Source organism: Frankia gtarii (assembly GCF_025403375.1).
In the GTDB taxonomy this organism is placed as follows: domain Bacteria; phylum Actinomycetota; class Actinomycetes; order Frankiales; family Frankiaceae; genus Frankia; species Frankia gtarii.
Genome location: NZ_JAMPTM010000158.1, coordinates 1 through 15,061 on the forward strand (window position 1 = coordinate 1; position 15,061 = coordinate 15,061).

The following is a 15,061-nucleotide window of genomic DNA, read 5'->3' on the forward strand; positions in this document are numbered from 1 at the left end:
GGCGGGAGGGCGTCGCCCTCGGTGAGCTCGCCGCGAATGATTCTCCGCCGCAGTTGGCTGGCGACGAGCTCGGCAGTCTTGGGGACGCGGACCCGGCGGCCCACCGGTATCTCGGCCGACGCCCGGCTGCCGGCCGGTGCGGATGGTGCCTGCGATGTGCCTGGGCGGGATGCCGCTGGAGCGGCTGGCCGGGCCATGAGCGGTCCTCCTGCAAAGGCGCGCGTCGATTGTCGAACGATGATCGTTAAACATCGGTGGACTGTGCGGGATGTTTATGTTAACAGACGCCTTTCGCCCGGATTGCCGGATGGCGGGCCGTCGTGCTGGTGGTCGGCAGGAATACGCCGTGCGGACTCGTGAGCCCGGCTGTGGTATGTCTGGTCGCTATGGGCATCGTCTCGCCGGGCTTCCACGGCCGCCGGCGGTCGGCGCGTCCCCACCTTCCGCCAGGTCAGTACCTGGAAAAAGGGTTTCCGGTCCTCTCCGCGGGACCGACTCCACGGGTGACGCGCGACCAGTGGGAGTTCGTGATCACAAATGAGGGCGGGCGCAGGTATCGCTGGAGCTGGCAGGAGTTCATGGCCCTGCCGAGCGAGACACCTACCGTCGACATCCACTGCGTCACCCAGTGGTCCAAGCTCGACACCGCGTGGCAGGGCGTCTCGCTGGATGTGTTGCTCGCCGAGGTCGAGACCTCCGCGGACTTCGCCCTCGCCTACTCCTACGGTGGCTACACCACCAATCTGCCGGTCGATGACCTGCTGGACGGGCGAGCCTGGGTCGTCCACCGGTTCGACGGAAGCGATCTTGATCCCGAGCATGGCGGCCCGGCCCGCCTGCTCGTGCCCCACCTGTATTTCTGGAAGTCGGCCAAGTGGGTGCGCGGCATCCGCCTGCTGGCCGAGGACGAGCCGGGCTTCTGGGAGGCCGGCGGATACCACGAGCGCGGTGACCCCTGGCTCGAGCAGAGGTACCGCGGCGACTGAACCACCTGGATGGCTAGCTACCACCCGGATGGCTAGCTGGATGCGATGGCGGAAGGACAGGAGTAGGGCGTGGCGGAGCCGCTGCGGGAGCCGGCGGCCCGGCCGACGGCGGCCGGCCGGATGCCCTGGCACGTCGCCCGACTGGTCGAGGTGCGCGACGAGACGCCGAGCGCGCGGACTCTTGTGCTCGAGGTGCCGCAGTGGCCGGGTCATCTCGCCGGCCAACGGGTCGACGTACGTCTCACCGCCGAGGACGGCTACACCGCACGCCGTAGCTACTCGCTCGCGGCCCCGGCCGACGGTGCTCGCGTCGTCCTCACGGTTCAGCGCGTCGCGGACGGCGAGGTCTCGCCGTACCTGACTCAGGTTTTCGCCGTCGGCGACCCGGTGGAGATCCGCGGCCCGATCGGCGGCTGGTTCGTCTGGCGTCCGCAGGACCGAGCGCCGGTGCTCCTCGTCGCCGGCGGCTCGGGCATCGTGCCGCTGATGGCCATGGTGCGCGCCCGCGCCGCCGCGGCGAGCCGGGCGCCGTTTCGGCTGGCCTACTCGGTCCGCACGCCGGGCGACGGTTACTACTCGGCGGAGCTGCGGCTGCGCTCCCGCGCCGATCCTGGCCTCGACGTCACGCGGATCTACACCAGAGCGACGCCGCCGGACTGGTCGAGCCCGCCGCGTCGCCTCGGTCGCGCCGAGCTGTCCACGGTCGCGTGGCCCGCCGAGTTCGCGCCGACGTGCTACGTCTGCGGGCCGAACGGTTTTGTCGAGTCCGTCGCGGACATGCTCGTCGCCCTCGGCCATGACCCGTCCCGGGTCAGGACCGAACGCTTCGGCCCGGGCGGGCGCTGAGGCCGAACTTCGGCGGTCGGCACCGGCGCGGATGTGGACCGCGAGAAGCACATTCATGTCGTCGTACGACTATTTTCGCGAATCTCGCCGGAGATCTACCTGATTGTGGGGTCGGTCTTGCTTTCGGTATGCTTTCCCGTCGTATGGTCTACCGCATTCGCGCTGGCCTCGCCGGGGCCGGCCGGTTGGCGGCGTTGGCCACTCCGGATCACGGTTGCGGCCTTCGCCGGGCGGTTTCGTGGTCCACCGGGTCGGAACGGGGGAGCGGTGACGTGAGCGGCGATGCCGGGTGCCGGGTGAGGACGTCATGGCGGGTGAGGACATCGTGGCGGGTGGGGACATCGGATGAGTAGTGGTGACCGTGGTCGTAGGTCGCCCGACAGCGAACCCGCGGGGTGTGAACCGACCGGCGCGGACCGCCCGCGGCCACCGGTCTCCCGTCGACGGTTGTTCGCCTGGTCCGCTTCGAGTGCGGCGGGCATCATTCTGCTCACCGCGTTCGATCCGGCGCGGGCGAACGAGGAGTCCCGCGCCGGCCAGCGGGCCGTCGACTCTGTGACCCGGCCGGCGGGCAGTCGGTCCGGCGGCGCCGTTCGGGGGCCGGCGGGAGAGGCCCCGAGCGCCACGATCGGTACCGCGGCGGTGCCGGCTCCCGCCGCTCCCGCCGCTCCCGCCGCTCCCGCCTACCGGATCCACGAGGTGCGGCCGGATGCGCCGGCCAGTGCCATCGCGCTGACGATCGACGATGGTCCGCATCCGGTCTGGACTCCCCGGATACTCGAGGTCCTCCGCGCCAACCAGGTAGCCGCGACGTTCTCGGTGGTGGGCGCGCAGGCGGCGGCGAACCCGGGGCTGGTGCGCCGCATTGTCGCAGAGGGGCATACCCTTTGTAACCATACGATGACCCACCCGCAGCCGTTCAGTCGCCGCACACCGGACCAGATCCGGGTCGAGATGACCCACGCGCAGTCGGCGATCGTGGACGCGGGCGTCGAGCCGCCCCGGCTGTTCCGTGCGCCGGGTGGGGACTGGTCCCCGGCCGTGCTTGCAGCCGCCTCGGGCCTGGGCATGACGTCCCTGGGTTGGGATGTGGACCCCCGGGACTGGGCGCGCCCGGGAACCGAGTCCATCCGGCAGTCCCTGGGTGGCGCCCGTCCCGGTGACATCCTGCTGTGCCACGACGGCGGCGGAAACCGCGCGCAGACCGTGGCCGCCCTGCAACAGGTGCTGCCTGCGCTGCGGGCGCGGGGGCTCTCCTTCGTTCCGCTCTGACCCGTTCTGGCCCTCTTTGACCTGCTCTGATCGTGGCGGCCGCCGGTCGACCAGCGCCGGCGCGGGGCTCTGACCAGGTGGTTCGTCGACATCTTGCGGGGAACTCTCTTTTTCAGGCCAAGGAGAGGGAGCATTCGATGGCTGACGTCGTCAACGACGGCGCCCGCGGGCTGGGCGCCTGGCACATTTCCCGCAGCCGTGGCGCCGTCAGCGGCCTGCTGCTGATGCTCCTGGGCATCTGGGGCGCACTCATCCCCTTCGTCGGCCCGTACTTCGACTTCGCGTTCACCCCGAACAGTGCATGGACCTGGACGTCCGCGCGGTTCTGGCTGGAGGTACTGCCGGGGATCGCGGCGTTCGTCGGCGGTCTGCTACTGCTGGCAAGTACCAACAGGGGAACGGCCGCGCTCGGCGCCTGGTTGGCGATCGGCGCCGGAGCCTGGTTCATCATCGGTCCGACCCTCGCCGCACCGTGGCACCTCGGGTCGATCGGGACACCTCTCGGCGGATCCGCCCGGCAGGCTCTCGAGTGGATCAGCTTCTACTACGGTCTGGGCGCTGTGATCCTTTTCCTGGGCTCGACGGCCTGGGGCCGGCTGAGCGTGCGCGGGGTTCGTGACGTCGCTGCGGCCCGCCGCCATCGGGAGCGCACGGCACTGCGATCGCGCGGTGGTCGGGAGGAGACGCTGGCGCCGCCCGCGTCCGAGCCGCAGGTGTATCCGAGCGACCGTCCCTCCTCGGCACCCGCACCCGGGGTAGGAAGGCCGGCCGGGGTCGACTCGGCGGGATCGGATCTTCCGGCGGATGGACGCACGGGTGCCTACGGACGCCACCGGCGCCGCGACACCAGTCAGGACCCGCGGCCCTAGTCAGGGCTCTAGTCAGGACGGAGCATCTTCGCGGCGGCGCTCAGCGTCGCCGTGTCGCCGTGTCGCCGTGTCGCCGTGTCGCCGTGTCGCCGTGTCGCCGCACAGATGTGACATGTCGACGCCAGGTCGGCGATCGTGCTGATATCAAGCCATGGTGACGCGTGACGACATATCCGAAGTGCGGGCCAGGGCGGCGGCGGCGGTGGCCGGCTTTCAGCCACATCAACTGCCCACAGAGGGGCGCCGCCGTGCGGCGGTCGCGGTGGCACTCGGCGAGGACGCGCAGGGCCGGCCCAGTTTCCTGCTCACCCGCCGGGCTGCCCGCATGCGGACGCACGCGGGGCAGTGGGCGCTGCCCGGCGGCCGGGCGGACGACGGCGAGGATGCCGCGGCAACCGCACGCCGCGAGCTGGCAGAAGAGGTCGGTGTCGAGCTCCCGGCGGAGGAGGTTCTCGGCACCCTCGATGACTACGGGACCCGATCCGGCTTCGTGATGACTCCGGTGGTGCTGTGGGCGGGTTCACGCTTGCAGGTCACCAGCCCGGAGGTTCGAGAGGTCGCCTCGGTTCACGTCGTACCACTCGCCGAGCTGGACGTGCGGCCGCGTTTCCTCACGATTCCCGAATCGGACCGGCCCGTCATCCAGCTGCCGTTGCTCGGCAGCCTCCTGCACGCCCCGACGGGCGCGATCCTCTACCAGTTCGCCGAGCTTGTGCTCAGGGGCCGGCACACCCGGGTCGCCGAGTTCGAACAGCCCGTCTTCGCCTGGCGCTGACCTGCCCCGTCGCTGTCGTCGAGTCCATGGGCGACTGTCGATCACTTCAGGCGGTGCTGGGGATCACTGCAGGCGGTGCTGGTCCGAGGGGTCAGTCGTCGGGCCGGCTGTTCACGAGCCCGCGAGCCGGGCGGAATCGAAGGCGCTGACCGGGTCGGCACTGCGCGGCCAGTGGAAGATCCGCGGCCGCGACGACACCCAGTACGGGATAGCCGCCCGTGACCGGGTGGTCCGCAAGGAAGATCACGGGCTGGCCACTCGGGGGAATCTGAATCCCGCCGGCGACAACTGCCTCGGAGGGCAGCTCGGTGGTGATCCGCCGAGGTATCGCGGGACCGCGCAGCCGGACGCCGACCCGGTCGCTGTCGGTCGTGACCTCGTATACCTTCGCGCACAGGTCCGCGAGGGCCGCTGCGCCGAACCAGTCCGCCCGCGGACCGGCCAGCACCCGCAGCTCCGGCTGGTCGACGTAACGGGCCTGCGGCGCGAGGTCGACCGTCGGCGGATCGGACATCTCCCGGCCGAGGGGGAGGCGCGCGCCTGCCACCAGCGGTTCGGGCCCGATGCCGGCGAGGGTGTCCCGGGACCTGGAGCCGAGCACGGCCGGTACGTCCACCCCGCCGCGGATGCCCAGATACGTGCGCACGCCCTGGGCCGGCACACCGACGTGAAGCAGCGTGCCCGCCTGCACGTCGACCGGGGCGTACATCCCGATCTGGTGGCCCGCGAGCTCGAGCGGGCAGGGCGCGCCGGTGACGGCGATCATTCCAGGGTGGCCGAACCGGACGATCAGACCCCCGTAGGCGACTTCGATGGCTGCCGCGCCGGGCAGGTTGCCCACCAGACGGTTCGCCAGGCGCAGGCTGTGGCGGTCGACGGCGCCGGACCGGGTGATTCCAAGGTGTGCGAGTCCGGGCCGGCCGAGATCCTGCACCGTGGCGAACGGCCCGGGAGCCACGATCGTGATCTCACCGGAGCGTCCCCCCGGTCCCGTCATGCTGGCACAGCCCCGGCGGCATCCGCCGCGATGAAGCGCACCGCAGTGCCCGGCATGAGCAGGGCCGGCGGATCGCGCGTGAGGTCGAAGACGGTCAGGTCCGTCCGGCCGATCAGATGCCACCCCCCGGGCGATGCCCGGGGGTACACGCCGGTGAACTCGTCGGCGATCGCGATGGCGCCTGCCGGCACCCGCGTGCGGGGGCTGTCCCGGCGGGGAACACGCAGGCTCGGATCCAGACCGGAGATGTAGGCGAAACCCGGCGCGAAGCCGCAGAACGCGACCCGATGTCGACCACGCAGGTGCCGTTGGATGATCTGCGCCGGGGTGAGCCCGGTGAGCCGCGCGAGGTCACCCAGGTCGGGACCGTCGTAACGGACGGGAATGATCACGGTCGGCGGTGCGACCTTCGCCGCGGTGATGACCGGGTCGGCGGTGGGGTCGGAGTCGGCGGTGGCGTCGAGGCCGGCGGTGGCTTCCTGCAGCAGGGCCCGGAGCCGGGCCGGACCGGTGGCTGCCGGATCGAACGCGACGAGGATGGTCCGCGCCGCCGGCACCAGGTCGGTGACGCCCGGCGGGGTGTCCCGCCGCAGCCGCCCATAGAGTTCTTCGACTTCTCGCAGGTTCGCGACCTCGACGAGCAGTGCTTCGCCCCCGCAGGGCAGGATGCGCATCACGGTCCTTTCAACAGAAAGGCGACAGCGCGACACCGGCGGTATGCAGGGCATGGCGCAGCCGCCTGACCACCTCGATGGCCCCGGGGGTGTCGCCGTGGACGCAGAGGGACCGGGCGAGTATGCGCACCGGTGTGCCCTGTTCGCTGAGCACAGTTCCCTGCGTGGCCATCCGTACGCCTCGGGCGACCACGGCATCCAGATCGTCCAGCACGGCACCAGGGCGACGGCGGGGGACGAGCGTGCCCTCGGGCGTGTAGGCGCGATCCGCGAACGCCTCACCGACAGTTGTGAGGCCGGCGGCGGCGGCCTGGCGCAACCAGACCGAGCCCGGTAGACCGAGGACCGGCAGCGTCGCGTCGTAGCCGCGGACCGCCTCGACCACCGCCTGTGCCTGTTCGGCGTCGGCGACGATCGTGTTGTAGAGCGCCCCGTGCGGTTTGACGTAGCGCACCCGATCGCCGGCGACCCGGGCGAAGGCGTCGAGCGCGCCGAGCTGGTAGGTGACATCGTCACGCAGGTCGTCTGGATCCATGTCGATGCGTCGCCGGCCGAATCCGGCGAGGTCCCGATAGCTGACCTGAGCGCCGATGCGTACCCCGAGACGGACGGCGTGCTCGCAGGTCCGCCGCATGGTCGCCGGATCCCCGGCGTGAAAGCCGCAGGCCACGTTGGCGCTTGTCACCAGGCCGAGGAGCGCCTCGTCGTCGGTGAGCTGCCAGACTCCGAAGCCCTCACCGAGGTCGGCGTTGAGATCCAGGGGTTGCCCGCCGGAGTCGGCGGCCGGCTGGCCGCCGGACGGCCGCTCGACGGCCGGCGCCGTGGGGTCCGGGACGTCGGCGGCGACTGCCGTGCGCTCCGGTGCACCTTCCCCGAGTCGATGGGCAGCTCCCGTGTCGGCCATGCCCCCGATTGTTCACCATGCCGGCCCGCTGCTCACCTCGTCCGCGCGGGGGCTCCGGGCGTTCGCGAGCTGAGATAGGCGTCGGAAGGGCCGGCTTCGCCGACGGGAAGTGTCACACCGGAAACAGGTTGACCGACCTTCGCGGAATCTCGGTAAACGGCCGGTGCCTTCAGCCCTTTACGTCATCCGGCGTACAGGAAGGCGGCGACATCGTCGACGGTGGCCGACGCCGGGAGATTGACCTTTTTCGAGATCGCGCCGGACAGGAATGGTTGCACGGCGGCCATCATCCGGACATGGCCCGTCGGATCGATGCTCATCGTGGCGCGGTCCATGGCAAGACCCGTCGTCCCGGTGGGCACGATCAGGGTCACAAGGGGGTTGCGCCAGCCGTGCCGTTCACCGAGCAGGGACCCACGAGCGAAGGTGACCCGGGGCACATACTTCGGTGTCCGGTTCCTGGCCTGGCACCGCCTTTCGTCATGGGGCGGCGATAATCGAACCCATGGAGGACGCCTGTTCGCTCGGAGAAGCCGGCGGGCGCAGCCGGCCGTGGTCTCCCGCCGCCCGGGTCGGGCGCGCCGTACCGGCCGGTACGGCACCGGCCTCGGTGTCGATCGACCCGTTCCGGCACTCCCGAGGGCCCGCGGACGCTCCGATCGTGGTCGTGGAGTACGCCGACTTCCAATGTCCCTACTGCGCGCGCGCGGCACCCGTCCTGCACGAGTTCGCCGAGACGTCGGACGGGCAGGTTCGGCTCGTCTTCCGGCACTTCCCCGTCTTCGATATCCATCCCTACGCCCTCACCGCCGCGCTGGCCGCGGAGGCCGCCGGCGTGCAGGGCGGGTTTTGGGAGATGCACGACCTTCTCTTCGCCCGCCAGGTCCGGCTCGCCGATAAGTTTCTGCACGCCTACGCGGCCTCACTCGGCCTTGACGGAGATCTGGTCGTCGGGGACGCGGCGCAGCCCTTCGGGGATGCGGTGGAGGCCGACTATGCGCGTGGGATCGAGCAGGGGGTGCGCGGCACGCCGACGATCTTCATCAACGGTGAGCCCTACCGGGGGCGTACGGAGATCGCTCCTCTGCGCAAGGCGGCGAGTCTGTCACTTCGCCGGAACCGGCGCGCGCCATGGTCGCGGGGGTAGGCGAGGCACGGGTTCATCGGTCAGCGGCGAGCACAGCGGCATCCGCTCGCCGAGTACTCGCAGGATGACGGTTCCGGCGAGGGCGGCCACGAGCGAGCCGGCGAGGATGCCGATCTTGGCCTGGTCTCGTAGGGACTCGTCGGTGAAGGCCAGTTCCGTGATGAACAACGAGATGGTGAAGCCGATCCCCGCCAGGGTGGCCGCGCCGAGCAGATGTCCGTACCGCACCCGCCCCGGCAGTTGACCAAGACCCGTCCGGATTGCGATCAGGCTGGCCGTGGTGATTCCGCAGGCATTGCCGACGATCAGGGCCGCCGCCACACCGAGCGTGACCGATGATGTCGAAGCCGTGCGCAGCGCCGAGCTGTCGAGGTGAACGCCCGCATTCGCCAGACCGAACACGGGAACGACGACGAACGCGCTGATGGGGTGCAGCACGCGCTGCAACCGGTCGTTTGCGGGCACCGTTGCCTTCGCCGCCGCCACCGTGAGGCCGACCCGGGTGGCGTTCGAGTCCTCCTGCAGGGCCCGGACGTAGACCGGCACCTCCTCGAGCTGGTCCGGACGGGGCGGGACGGCGGGAACCAGCAGACCTACGAGCACTCCCGCCAGCGTCGCATGCACACCGGAGACGTGGATCGCGCCCCAGAGCACAAGCGACGCGAGGATATAAGGGGGGAGCTGCCACACCCGCAGCCATCGCAGGGCGAGGATGACCAGCACCGTCGCGCCCGCGATGGCGAGAGCGACCGGATTCACGTGATCCGTGTAGAAGATTCCTACCACGGTGATCGCCCCGATATCGTCCACGATCGCGAGGGTGAGCAGGAACAGCCGCAGTCGGTCCGGGCACCGGGGGCCGAACAGGGCGAGGATCCCGATGACGAACGCCGTGTCGGTGGACATCGGAATGCCCCAACCGCTCGATTCCGGCCCGGATCGGTTACAGACGAAATAGATCACCGCCGGTAACGTCAGCCCACCGACCGCGCCGAGAGCGGGCACGGCGATCGTGCGCCGGTCGCGCAGCTCGCCCGTGGTGAACTCGCGACTGATCTCCAGACCCACGACGGCGAAGAAGATCGCCATGGCGCCGTCGTTCACCCAGTGGTGCAACGTCATGTCGAACCCGGCGTCACCGAGACGAAGCTCCGCCGTGGTGCTCCAGAATCTGTCGTAGCCGCCCGACCATGGCGAGTTCGCCCAGACGAGGGCGGCGACCGCGGCGAGCAGGAGGAGAACGGCGCCGCCGGCCTCGGTCGCGAGGAACTCCCGCATCGACGGGGCGACCTGCGGCAACCGGACCCGAAGCCCGGGGCCCGGTCGGGGCGGCGCAGTCACCAGCGGTATCCGGTGCCGGGTGGACCGGCCATCAGCACCCCACGCGGGCCGTGCGCACCGGCGAGATCAACTGGCCCTCCTGACGTCGGATTCGGCTCGTTGGGCACTCTGTACCAGCACGGACGCACGCCCGCGGCCGGGCCGCCGATGCGGATCAGAGCCCGGTGCGCGCGCCGATATGTTCGCGTTCCCGGTACCGGCTCGCCCGGTAGACGCCGAGAATGCGGTGGTCCGCGTAGAACGAAAGTTCCTCGAACGCGCGGGCGACAGTGGCGTCCTCGGGGCTGCCCTCGATATCGGCGAGAAACTGGGTGGCCACGAATTCTCCGCCGACCATGTAGCTTTCCAGCTTCGTCATGTTGACGCCGTTGGTGGCGAATCCGCCGAGTGCCTTGTACAGCGCGGCCGGACGGTTGTGCACCTTGAAGACGAACGTGGTCACGATCGGCCCGATCCCGGCCGCGGCACGCAGATTCTCGCCGGAGAGGATGAGGAAGCGCGTCGTGTTGTGCTCCTCGTCCTCCAGATCCGCACGCAGGATCTGGAGCCCGTACGACTCGGCCGCGAGCCGGGAGGCGATCGCCGCCCGGGAGGGATCGCCCGCCTCGCTGATCTCCCGCGCGGCGCCTGCGGTGTCGGCGGCGGCGACGGCGACGAGCCCCAGCTTGCGCAGTGCCTCGCGGCACTGGGCGAGTGCCTGCGGGTGGCTGTGCACCGTCTTCACGTCGTCGAGGGTCGCGTCGGGTATCCCGAGCAGCTGATGGCGGACGGGAAGGAAGTACTCGCCGATGATGTGCACCGCCGGCCTGGGTAGCAGGTGGTGGATGTCGGCGACCCGACCGGCGGTGGAGTTCTCGACCGGAATCATCGCGAGGTCCACCGCGGCGTCCTCCAGCGCGGCGAAGCACTCGTCGAAGGTCTGGTGGGGGACCGCGTCGTAGTCCGGATAGACATCCCGACAGGCGATGTGCGAGTTGGCTCCCCGCTCACCCTGGAACGCGATCCTCTGTCGTGCGGCCATGAGTATGACCGTACCGGGCGGTCAGGTCGTGGCGGTAAACGCTCGCAGGAGCGCGCGTGACTCGGTCTCGGGCGGTAGCAGGCGGATCCCCGCGTGCAACAGCACCACGCCACGACGGCCGACGAGCACCGGGTCGAGCAGGATCTCGCCGATGGCCGGCAGTTCCTCCGCGATCCGGGCGACCCGGTGCAGGAGATCGGCCAGCGCCTCGGTGTCGGCGGCGGGCGCGCCCGACCCCCCGACCAGCAGCACGCTGCCACGGATCTGGTGGATCAGCTCCTCGGCGTCGCGGTCCGTCAGCGGCAGGGTGCGGGCCAGCGGATCGACGAGCAGGTCCGCGACGGCGCCGCCGAGTCGCAGCGAGAGCAGCGGGCCGACGGTCGGATCCTGGCGCAACCCCACGACGGTGGACACCCCGGCCGGAGCCATCGGTTGCACGAGCATGTCGCCGGGACCGACGGCGGCGCGCACCGCCTCCCACGCACCGGAGAGCTCCTCCGGGTCACCCAGACCGAGTTGGACCGCTCCGACGTCGAGCCTGCTACGGAAGCGTTCGTCGGCGATCTTGAGAGCTACCGGCCAGCCGAGCGCCGCCGCCGCGGCCTGCGCCTGTGGCTCGTCGCTGACGCGGGCACTGGGCCACGTCCGCAACCCCACTCCGGCCAGCAAGGTGGCCACGGCCGGTTCCGGTAGCCAGGTGCCGTTCTTCGGATGGCGCGCGATCTCCGCTCGGGCGCCGTCCAGATCGATGTGATCCAGCGCCGGCACCCGGCCGTGATCCCGCGCGCGCCAGGCGGCGTGGTCGGCGGCGCGGGACAGCGCCAGCGCCGCCGATTCCGGTGAGGAGTAGGACGGCACCGAACCTCGGCCGGCGGAGCCGGCTGCGTGCGCCACCGCCAGCGCGGCGGGCATGCCGTCCTGCCCGAGATAGGAGGCGAGCACCGGCAGGCCGCTGTCGGCCGCGACCTCCCGCACCGCGGCTCCGAGCCGGTCGACCTGGGCATGCGGGGTGACAAGCGCGATGATCGCGTCGACGTCGCCCGAGGTCGCGACCAGTCGTAGCGCGGCGTCGAAGCGTTCGGGATCGGCCAGCGGGCCGAGATCGACCGGGTTGGTGGAGTACCGGTGGCCGAGGAGATCGGCGAGACCCGAGCAGGTCTGCTCGGACAGCGGGGGGACCTCGAGCCCGTAGGTACGGCAGGCGTCGGTGGCGAGCGCCGCGAGCGCGCTGCTCGTTCCCACGATGCCGACGCGTCGCCCGGCGGGCAGCGGCTGATGGGTCAGCAGCTGCACGGCGTCGAAGAGCTGGTTCAGGGTGTCGGCGCGGACCACTCCGGCACTGGTGAACAGCGCGTCCACGCCGGAGTCCGCGGACTCCTGGCCGCTTTTCAACGCCACGACGGGCTTGTGCCGACCGAGTTGGCGAGCGATCCGCGCGAAGCGCCTCGGATTGCCGAAGCTCTGCAGATGAAGCATGATCACGTCGGTCCGTGGATCGGTCTGCCAGTACTCCAGGAGATCGTTCGTCGAGACGTCGGATCGGTCTCCGGCCGAGACGAAGGTGGACAGTCCCACGGCGCGCCGGGCCGCGTCGGTGAGGAACGTGCCGGCCAACGCGCCGGACTGGGTGAACACTCCGACTCGGCCCGGGGGAGGATCCCCGACGGCGAAGGTGGCATGCAGCCGGGTGGTCGGCGCGGTGTTGATGACGCCCATCGCGTTCGGGCCGATCAGGCGCATGCCGCCGTCGCGGGCGATCCGGATGGCGTCCGCCAGCAGGGCGCGGCCCTCGTCCCCGCCGTCCGCGAAGCCGGCCGACACGACGATGACACCGCGGACCCGCTTCTGCGCGCAGGCCCGCAGAACGTCGGTCACCAGCGGCGCGGGCACCGCCACGACGGCCAGATCGATCTCGGCGGGCACCTCACGCAGATCCCGGTAGGCGTAGACCGAGGCGACATGGGTGGCCGCGGCGTTGACGGGATACACCGCTCCGGTGAACCCGCTGCGGAGCAGCCGGCGGAAGACCTCATGACCGACCGTTGCGGGCTCGCGGCTCGCCCCGATCACGGCGACCGATCGGGGGTGCAGCAGCCGGTCGATGCTGCGGGATCCGTCCGGATGGTCCGGACTGCCGCCGACCCGTCCCCGGCGCGCCCGGGTGCCGCTCGGGGAGTCGTCCCCCGGTTCCACCGGGTAGTTCACGCGGATCTGGTTGCCCTCCGCGGGCGTGAGGTCGAAACCGACCGAACGCAGAACCTCCAGAACCCGCCGGCTGCTCGCGGGCACGTCCGCGACGAGCCGGCGCACCCCGCCTGCCCCGGCGGTGTCGATGAGCGTGTCGATGAGCAGCGTGCCGAGTCCTCGCCCCTGATGCGCGCTCTCGACCAGGATCCCGAACCGCGCGTCGTCGCCGCCGCCGATCTTGCTGTACTCGACGATCCCGACGACTTCGTCGCCGGCGAGGGCACCGAGCACCGCGGATGTCCGGCTGTCGGGCGAGATGACCCGCTCGGCGATCAGCGCAGGATCCGCCGTGGCGCTGGCCAGATCCGGGTCATGCGGATTCGCCGCGCGAAGGCGCAGCTGGAAGGCGCTCAGCCGGCCGGTGTCCGCGGGGCCCAGCGGCCGCACCGTGACCGAGCCGCCGTCGGCGAGCACGACATCCGCAGGTGCCGCGGGCTCACGGGCGGGTGGGAAAACCTGTGTCGACCGATCCGGCCGGGAAGCTGGCATGGTGCGTCCTCCCGGGGCTCAACGTCCCCCGTCGCCGGATGGTGTCGCCAGGCGGTGTCGCCGGGTGGTGTCGCCAGGCGGTGTCGTCTGGCCACGCGCGGCGGGGACCTCGCCTCGCCAGGTCGGATCGCGAGGACCGGCGGCGGCCACCCACCTCACTATATGATCTTCTTTGCGTTTCATCGTAGTACCGGCTCGTGACGGCGGGGTCCGGATCGTGTCCAGGGCGGCGTGAACGCCGAGGGAAATCGTGACGGCGGCTACACCGACGACTGAATGGGCGTCGGGGCGGATTTTCACCGACCCGGTAGATCCGTCATTCGAGCGCGCGCCTGCAGCCGCGCGGTGGGACCGCTCGATCCCGCAAGGCGGACGATCACGCCGGCGACGGCATTACAGGAGATTCGGGTCGGTAAGAGCGAGCTTTTCAATGACGTTGTTCAAGTTTCCGTGGTTTTGTACCGGATCCATACGCTGCGTGGCGACCCGCCTCCGGGGCGGGTGGCATCGGCGTCTTCATGTGACGATTGTCACATGAACGTTCGCTCTCTCTCCCACCCACCCGCGTGGACCCGGTGCACCTGATCGAGGTGGCCCGAACGGACGGGTCGCGTCGAGCTCGTCGACCGGCATGACGCCGGTTACCCGGCGGCGTTCACGCCGGCGCGCCGGTGATCCGGACCCGGTCGAATCCCGGTGCGGGGACGCGGGACAATGTGCAACCGGACCGGTCGGATGATCCGGACAGGATGGTGACGTGCAGAGGTTCGACGACCACTGGGTCGTCTCCGCGGGCGATCTCGTGGACGACGTCGAGTGCGGGCACCGCGTCGGGCTCACCCATGCGCTTGCCACCGGCCTGTTGTCCGTCGTGGGTGGGGATGCCGACGGCGTGGAGGCCGGCGTGGACGCTCCGTCGACCGTCGGCGCCACCACCGCCCGGACCGTGCCCGAGGGTGCGGCGGGAGGGCTGCCCGGACGGCTGCGGATCAGTGCCCCGGACCCGACCGCGGTCCGGCATGGAGCGGCCCACGAAAGGCGTCTGCTGGCGCACCTGCGGCGGTGTTTCGGCGCCGGCGGGGTGGTGGAGATCCCTCGTCCGGCGGCGACCCTCGACGCTCTCGCCGACGCCGGCGAGCGGACGCGTCGCGCGCTCGCCGCCGGTACCCCGGTGGTCTACCAGGGCGTGCTGTTCGACGGCTCCTTCCAGGGCCGTCCGGACTTCCTGATCGCGGCGCATCTCGACCCGAGAACCGGCGCGCACAGCGGGGCCGCCGCGCCGGGTCACTACGAGCCCTACGACGCCAAGCTCGCCCGGCAGGCCCGGCCGGGGGCGGTGCTGCAGCTCGCCGCGTACGCGGCGGCGCTACCGTCGGTCGGCGTACCGGTGCCGCGGATGATGCACCTGCTGCATCCCGCACGTGGAGCCGGCCTGGCAGGCGCCAGCGCCCCGCCGGAGCCGGGCTCCGCCGGGGGCGGTGGCGGCGGGCGGG

Annotated in this window: 13 protein-coding genes and 2 pseudogenes; 7 read left to right on the top strand and 8 right to left on the bottom strand. The window is 71.0% G+C overall.

Annotated features, from left to right (window positions below; translation table 11 throughout):
• Positions 1 to 197: pseudogene (locus tag NBZ83_RS20775) on the bottom strand (GntR family transcriptional regulator); the annotation flags it as partial.
• Between the two features lie 189 nt (positions 198 to 386).
• Here NBZ83_RS20775 and NBZ83_RS20780 point away from each other — a divergent pair.
• From NBZ83_RS20780 to NBZ83_RS20800, 5 genes are all read left to right on the top strand, one after another.
• Positions 387 to 986, top strand: coding sequence for a sulfite oxidase-like oxidoreductase (locus NBZ83_RS20780; RefSeq protein WP_261575626.1), 600 nt, complete (start codon positions 387 to 389; stop codon positions 984 to 986).
• Positions 987 to 1,055: 69 nt separating this feature from the next.
• Positions 1,056 to 1,832 carry a ferredoxin reductase gene (locus tag NBZ83_RS20785; protein ID WP_261567975.1) on the top strand — a complete coding sequence of 259 codons (777 nt, stop codon included), beginning with the start codon at positions 1,056 to 1,058 and terminating at the stop codon, positions 1,830 to 1,832.
• A gap of 345 nt (positions 1,833 to 2,177) precedes the next feature.
• A complete protein-coding gene (locus NBZ83_RS20790; RefSeq protein ID WP_261567977.1) occupies positions 2,178 to 3,104 on the top strand; it encodes a polysaccharide deacetylase family protein in 927 nt (308 codons plus the stop codon).
• Positions 3,105 to 3,241: 137 nt separating this feature from the next.
• The gene (locus tag NBZ83_RS20795; RefSeq protein WP_261567978.1) at positions 3,242 to 3,973 is read left to right on the top strand and encodes a hypothetical protein; all 732 of its coding nucleotides are present in this window, start codon (positions 3,242 to 3,244) and stop codon (positions 3,971 to 3,973) included.
• A gap of 151 nt (positions 3,974 to 4,124) precedes the next feature.
• Complete coding sequence (locus NBZ83_RS20800; protein WP_261567980.1) at positions 4,125 to 4,748, top strand: NUDIX hydrolase; 624 nt, start codon at positions 4,125 to 4,127, stop codon at positions 4,746 to 4,748.
• Positions 4,749 to 4,839: 91 nt separating this feature from the next.
• On the opposite strand, the gene NBZ83_RS20805 is transcribed toward NBZ83_RS20800, so the two are convergent.
• From NBZ83_RS20805 to NBZ83_RS34620, 4 genes are all read right to left on the bottom strand, one after another.
• On the bottom strand, positions 4,840 to 5,745 hold the full coding sequence (locus NBZ83_RS20805; protein WP_261567981.1) for a 5-oxoprolinase subunit C family protein: 906 nt from the start codon (positions 5,743 to 5,745) through the stop codon (positions 4,840 to 4,842).
• Positions 5,742 to 6,419 carry a 5-oxoprolinase subunit B family protein gene (locus NBZ83_RS20810; RefSeq protein WP_261567983.1) on the bottom strand — a complete coding sequence of 226 codons (678 nt, stop codon included), beginning with the start codon at positions 6,417 to 6,419 and terminating at the stop codon, positions 5,742 to 5,744. The genes NBZ83_RS20805 and NBZ83_RS20810 overlap by 4 nt, the downstream gene beginning before the upstream one ends.
• A 10-nt stretch (positions 6,420 to 6,429) precedes the next feature.
• Positions 6,430 to 7,323: a LamB/YcsF family protein gene (locus tag NBZ83_RS20815; protein WP_261567984.1), complete on the bottom strand. Its 894-nt coding sequence runs from the start codon at positions 7,321 to 7,323 to the stop codon at positions 6,430 to 6,432.
• Positions 7,324 to 7,505: 182 nt separating this feature from the next.
• Positions 7,506 to 7,697 carry a ribonucleotide reductase barrel domain-containing protein gene (locus NBZ83_RS34620; protein ID WP_498041069.1) on the bottom strand — a complete coding sequence of 64 codons (192 nt, stop codon included), beginning with the start codon at positions 7,695 to 7,697 and terminating at the stop codon, positions 7,506 to 7,508.
• Between the two features lie 131 nt (positions 7,698 to 7,828).
• Between NBZ83_RS34620 and NBZ83_RS20825 the strand changes: the two genes are divergently transcribed.
• Complete coding sequence (locus NBZ83_RS20825) at positions 7,829 to 8,470, top strand: DsbA family protein (RefSeq protein WP_261567985.1); 642 nt, start codon at positions 7,829 to 7,831, stop codon at positions 8,468 to 8,470.
• Here NBZ83_RS20825 and nhaA read toward each other — a convergent pair.
• From nhaA to NBZ83_RS20840, 3 genes are all read right to left on the bottom strand, one after another.
• A complete protein-coding gene (gene nhaA / locus NBZ83_RS20830) occupies positions 8,429 to 9,811 on the bottom strand; it encodes a Na+/H+ antiporter NhaA (RefSeq protein ID WP_261575627.1) in 1,383 nt (460 codons plus the stop codon). The two genes, NBZ83_RS20825 and nhaA, sit on opposite strands and share 42 nt — an antisense overlap.
• A gap of 154 nt (positions 9,812 to 9,965) precedes the next feature.
• Complete coding sequence (locus NBZ83_RS20835) at positions 9,966 to 10,832, bottom strand: prephenate dehydratase (protein WP_261567987.1); 867 nt, start codon at positions 10,830 to 10,832, stop codon at positions 9,966 to 9,968.
• Positions 10,833 to 10,853: 21 nt separating this feature from the next.
• A complete protein-coding gene (locus tag NBZ83_RS20840) occupies positions 10,854 to 13,568 on the bottom strand; it encodes a bifunctional acetate--CoA ligase family protein/GNAT family N-acetyltransferase (protein WP_261575629.1) in 2,715 nt (904 codons plus the stop codon).
• 757 nt (positions 13,569 to 14,325) lie between these two features.
• On the opposite strand from NBZ83_RS20840, the pseudogene NBZ83_RS20845 reads away from it, so the two are divergent.
• Positions 14,326 to 15,061, top strand: a pseudogene (locus NBZ83_RS20845) (hypothetical protein); the annotation flags it as partial.

What these genes read in the sequence shown, in the direction of transcription:
- NBZ83_RS20780 (WP_261575626.1), top strand. Translation starts at nt 387, where the DNA reads ATGGGCATCGTCTCGCCGGGCTTCCACGGCCGCCGGCGGTCGGCGCGT.
- NBZ83_RS20790 (WP_261567977.1), top strand. Translation starts at nt 2,178, where the DNA reads ATGAGTAGTGGTGACCGTGGTCGTAGGTCGCCCGACAGCGAACCCGCG.
- NBZ83_RS20795 (WP_261567978.1), top strand. Translation starts at nt 3,242, where the DNA reads ATGGCTGACGTCGTCAACGACGGCGCCCGCGGGCTGGGCGCCTGGCAC.
- NBZ83_RS20800 (WP_261567980.1), top strand. Translation starts at nt 4,125, where the DNA reads ATGGTGACGCGTGACGACATATCCGAAGTGCGGGCCAGGGCGGCGGCG.
- NBZ83_RS20805 (WP_261567981.1), bottom strand. Translation starts at nt 5,745, where the DNA reads ATGACGGGACCGGGGGGACGCTCCGGTGAGATCACGATCGTGGCTCCC.
- NBZ83_RS20810 (WP_261567983.1), bottom strand. Translation starts at nt 6,419, where the DNA reads ATGCGCATCCTGCCCTGCGGGGGCGAAGCACTGCTCGTCGAGGTCGCG.
- NBZ83_RS20815 (WP_261567984.1), bottom strand. Translation starts at nt 7,323, where the DNA reads ATGGCCGACACGGGAGCTGCCCATCGACTCGGGGAAGGTGCACCGGAG.
- NBZ83_RS20825 (WP_261567985.1), top strand. Translation starts at nt 7,829, where the DNA reads ATGGAGGACGCCTGTTCGCTCGGAGAAGCCGGCGGGCGCAGCCGGCCG.
- NBZ83_RS20835 (WP_261567987.1), bottom strand. Translation starts at nt 10,832, where the DNA reads ATGGCCGCACGACAGAGGATCGCGTTCCAGGGTGAGCGGGGAGCCAAC.
- NBZ83_RS20840 (WP_261575629.1), bottom strand. Translation starts at nt 13,568, where the DNA reads ATGCCAGCTTCCCGGCCGGATCGGTCGACACAGGTTTTCCCACCCGCC.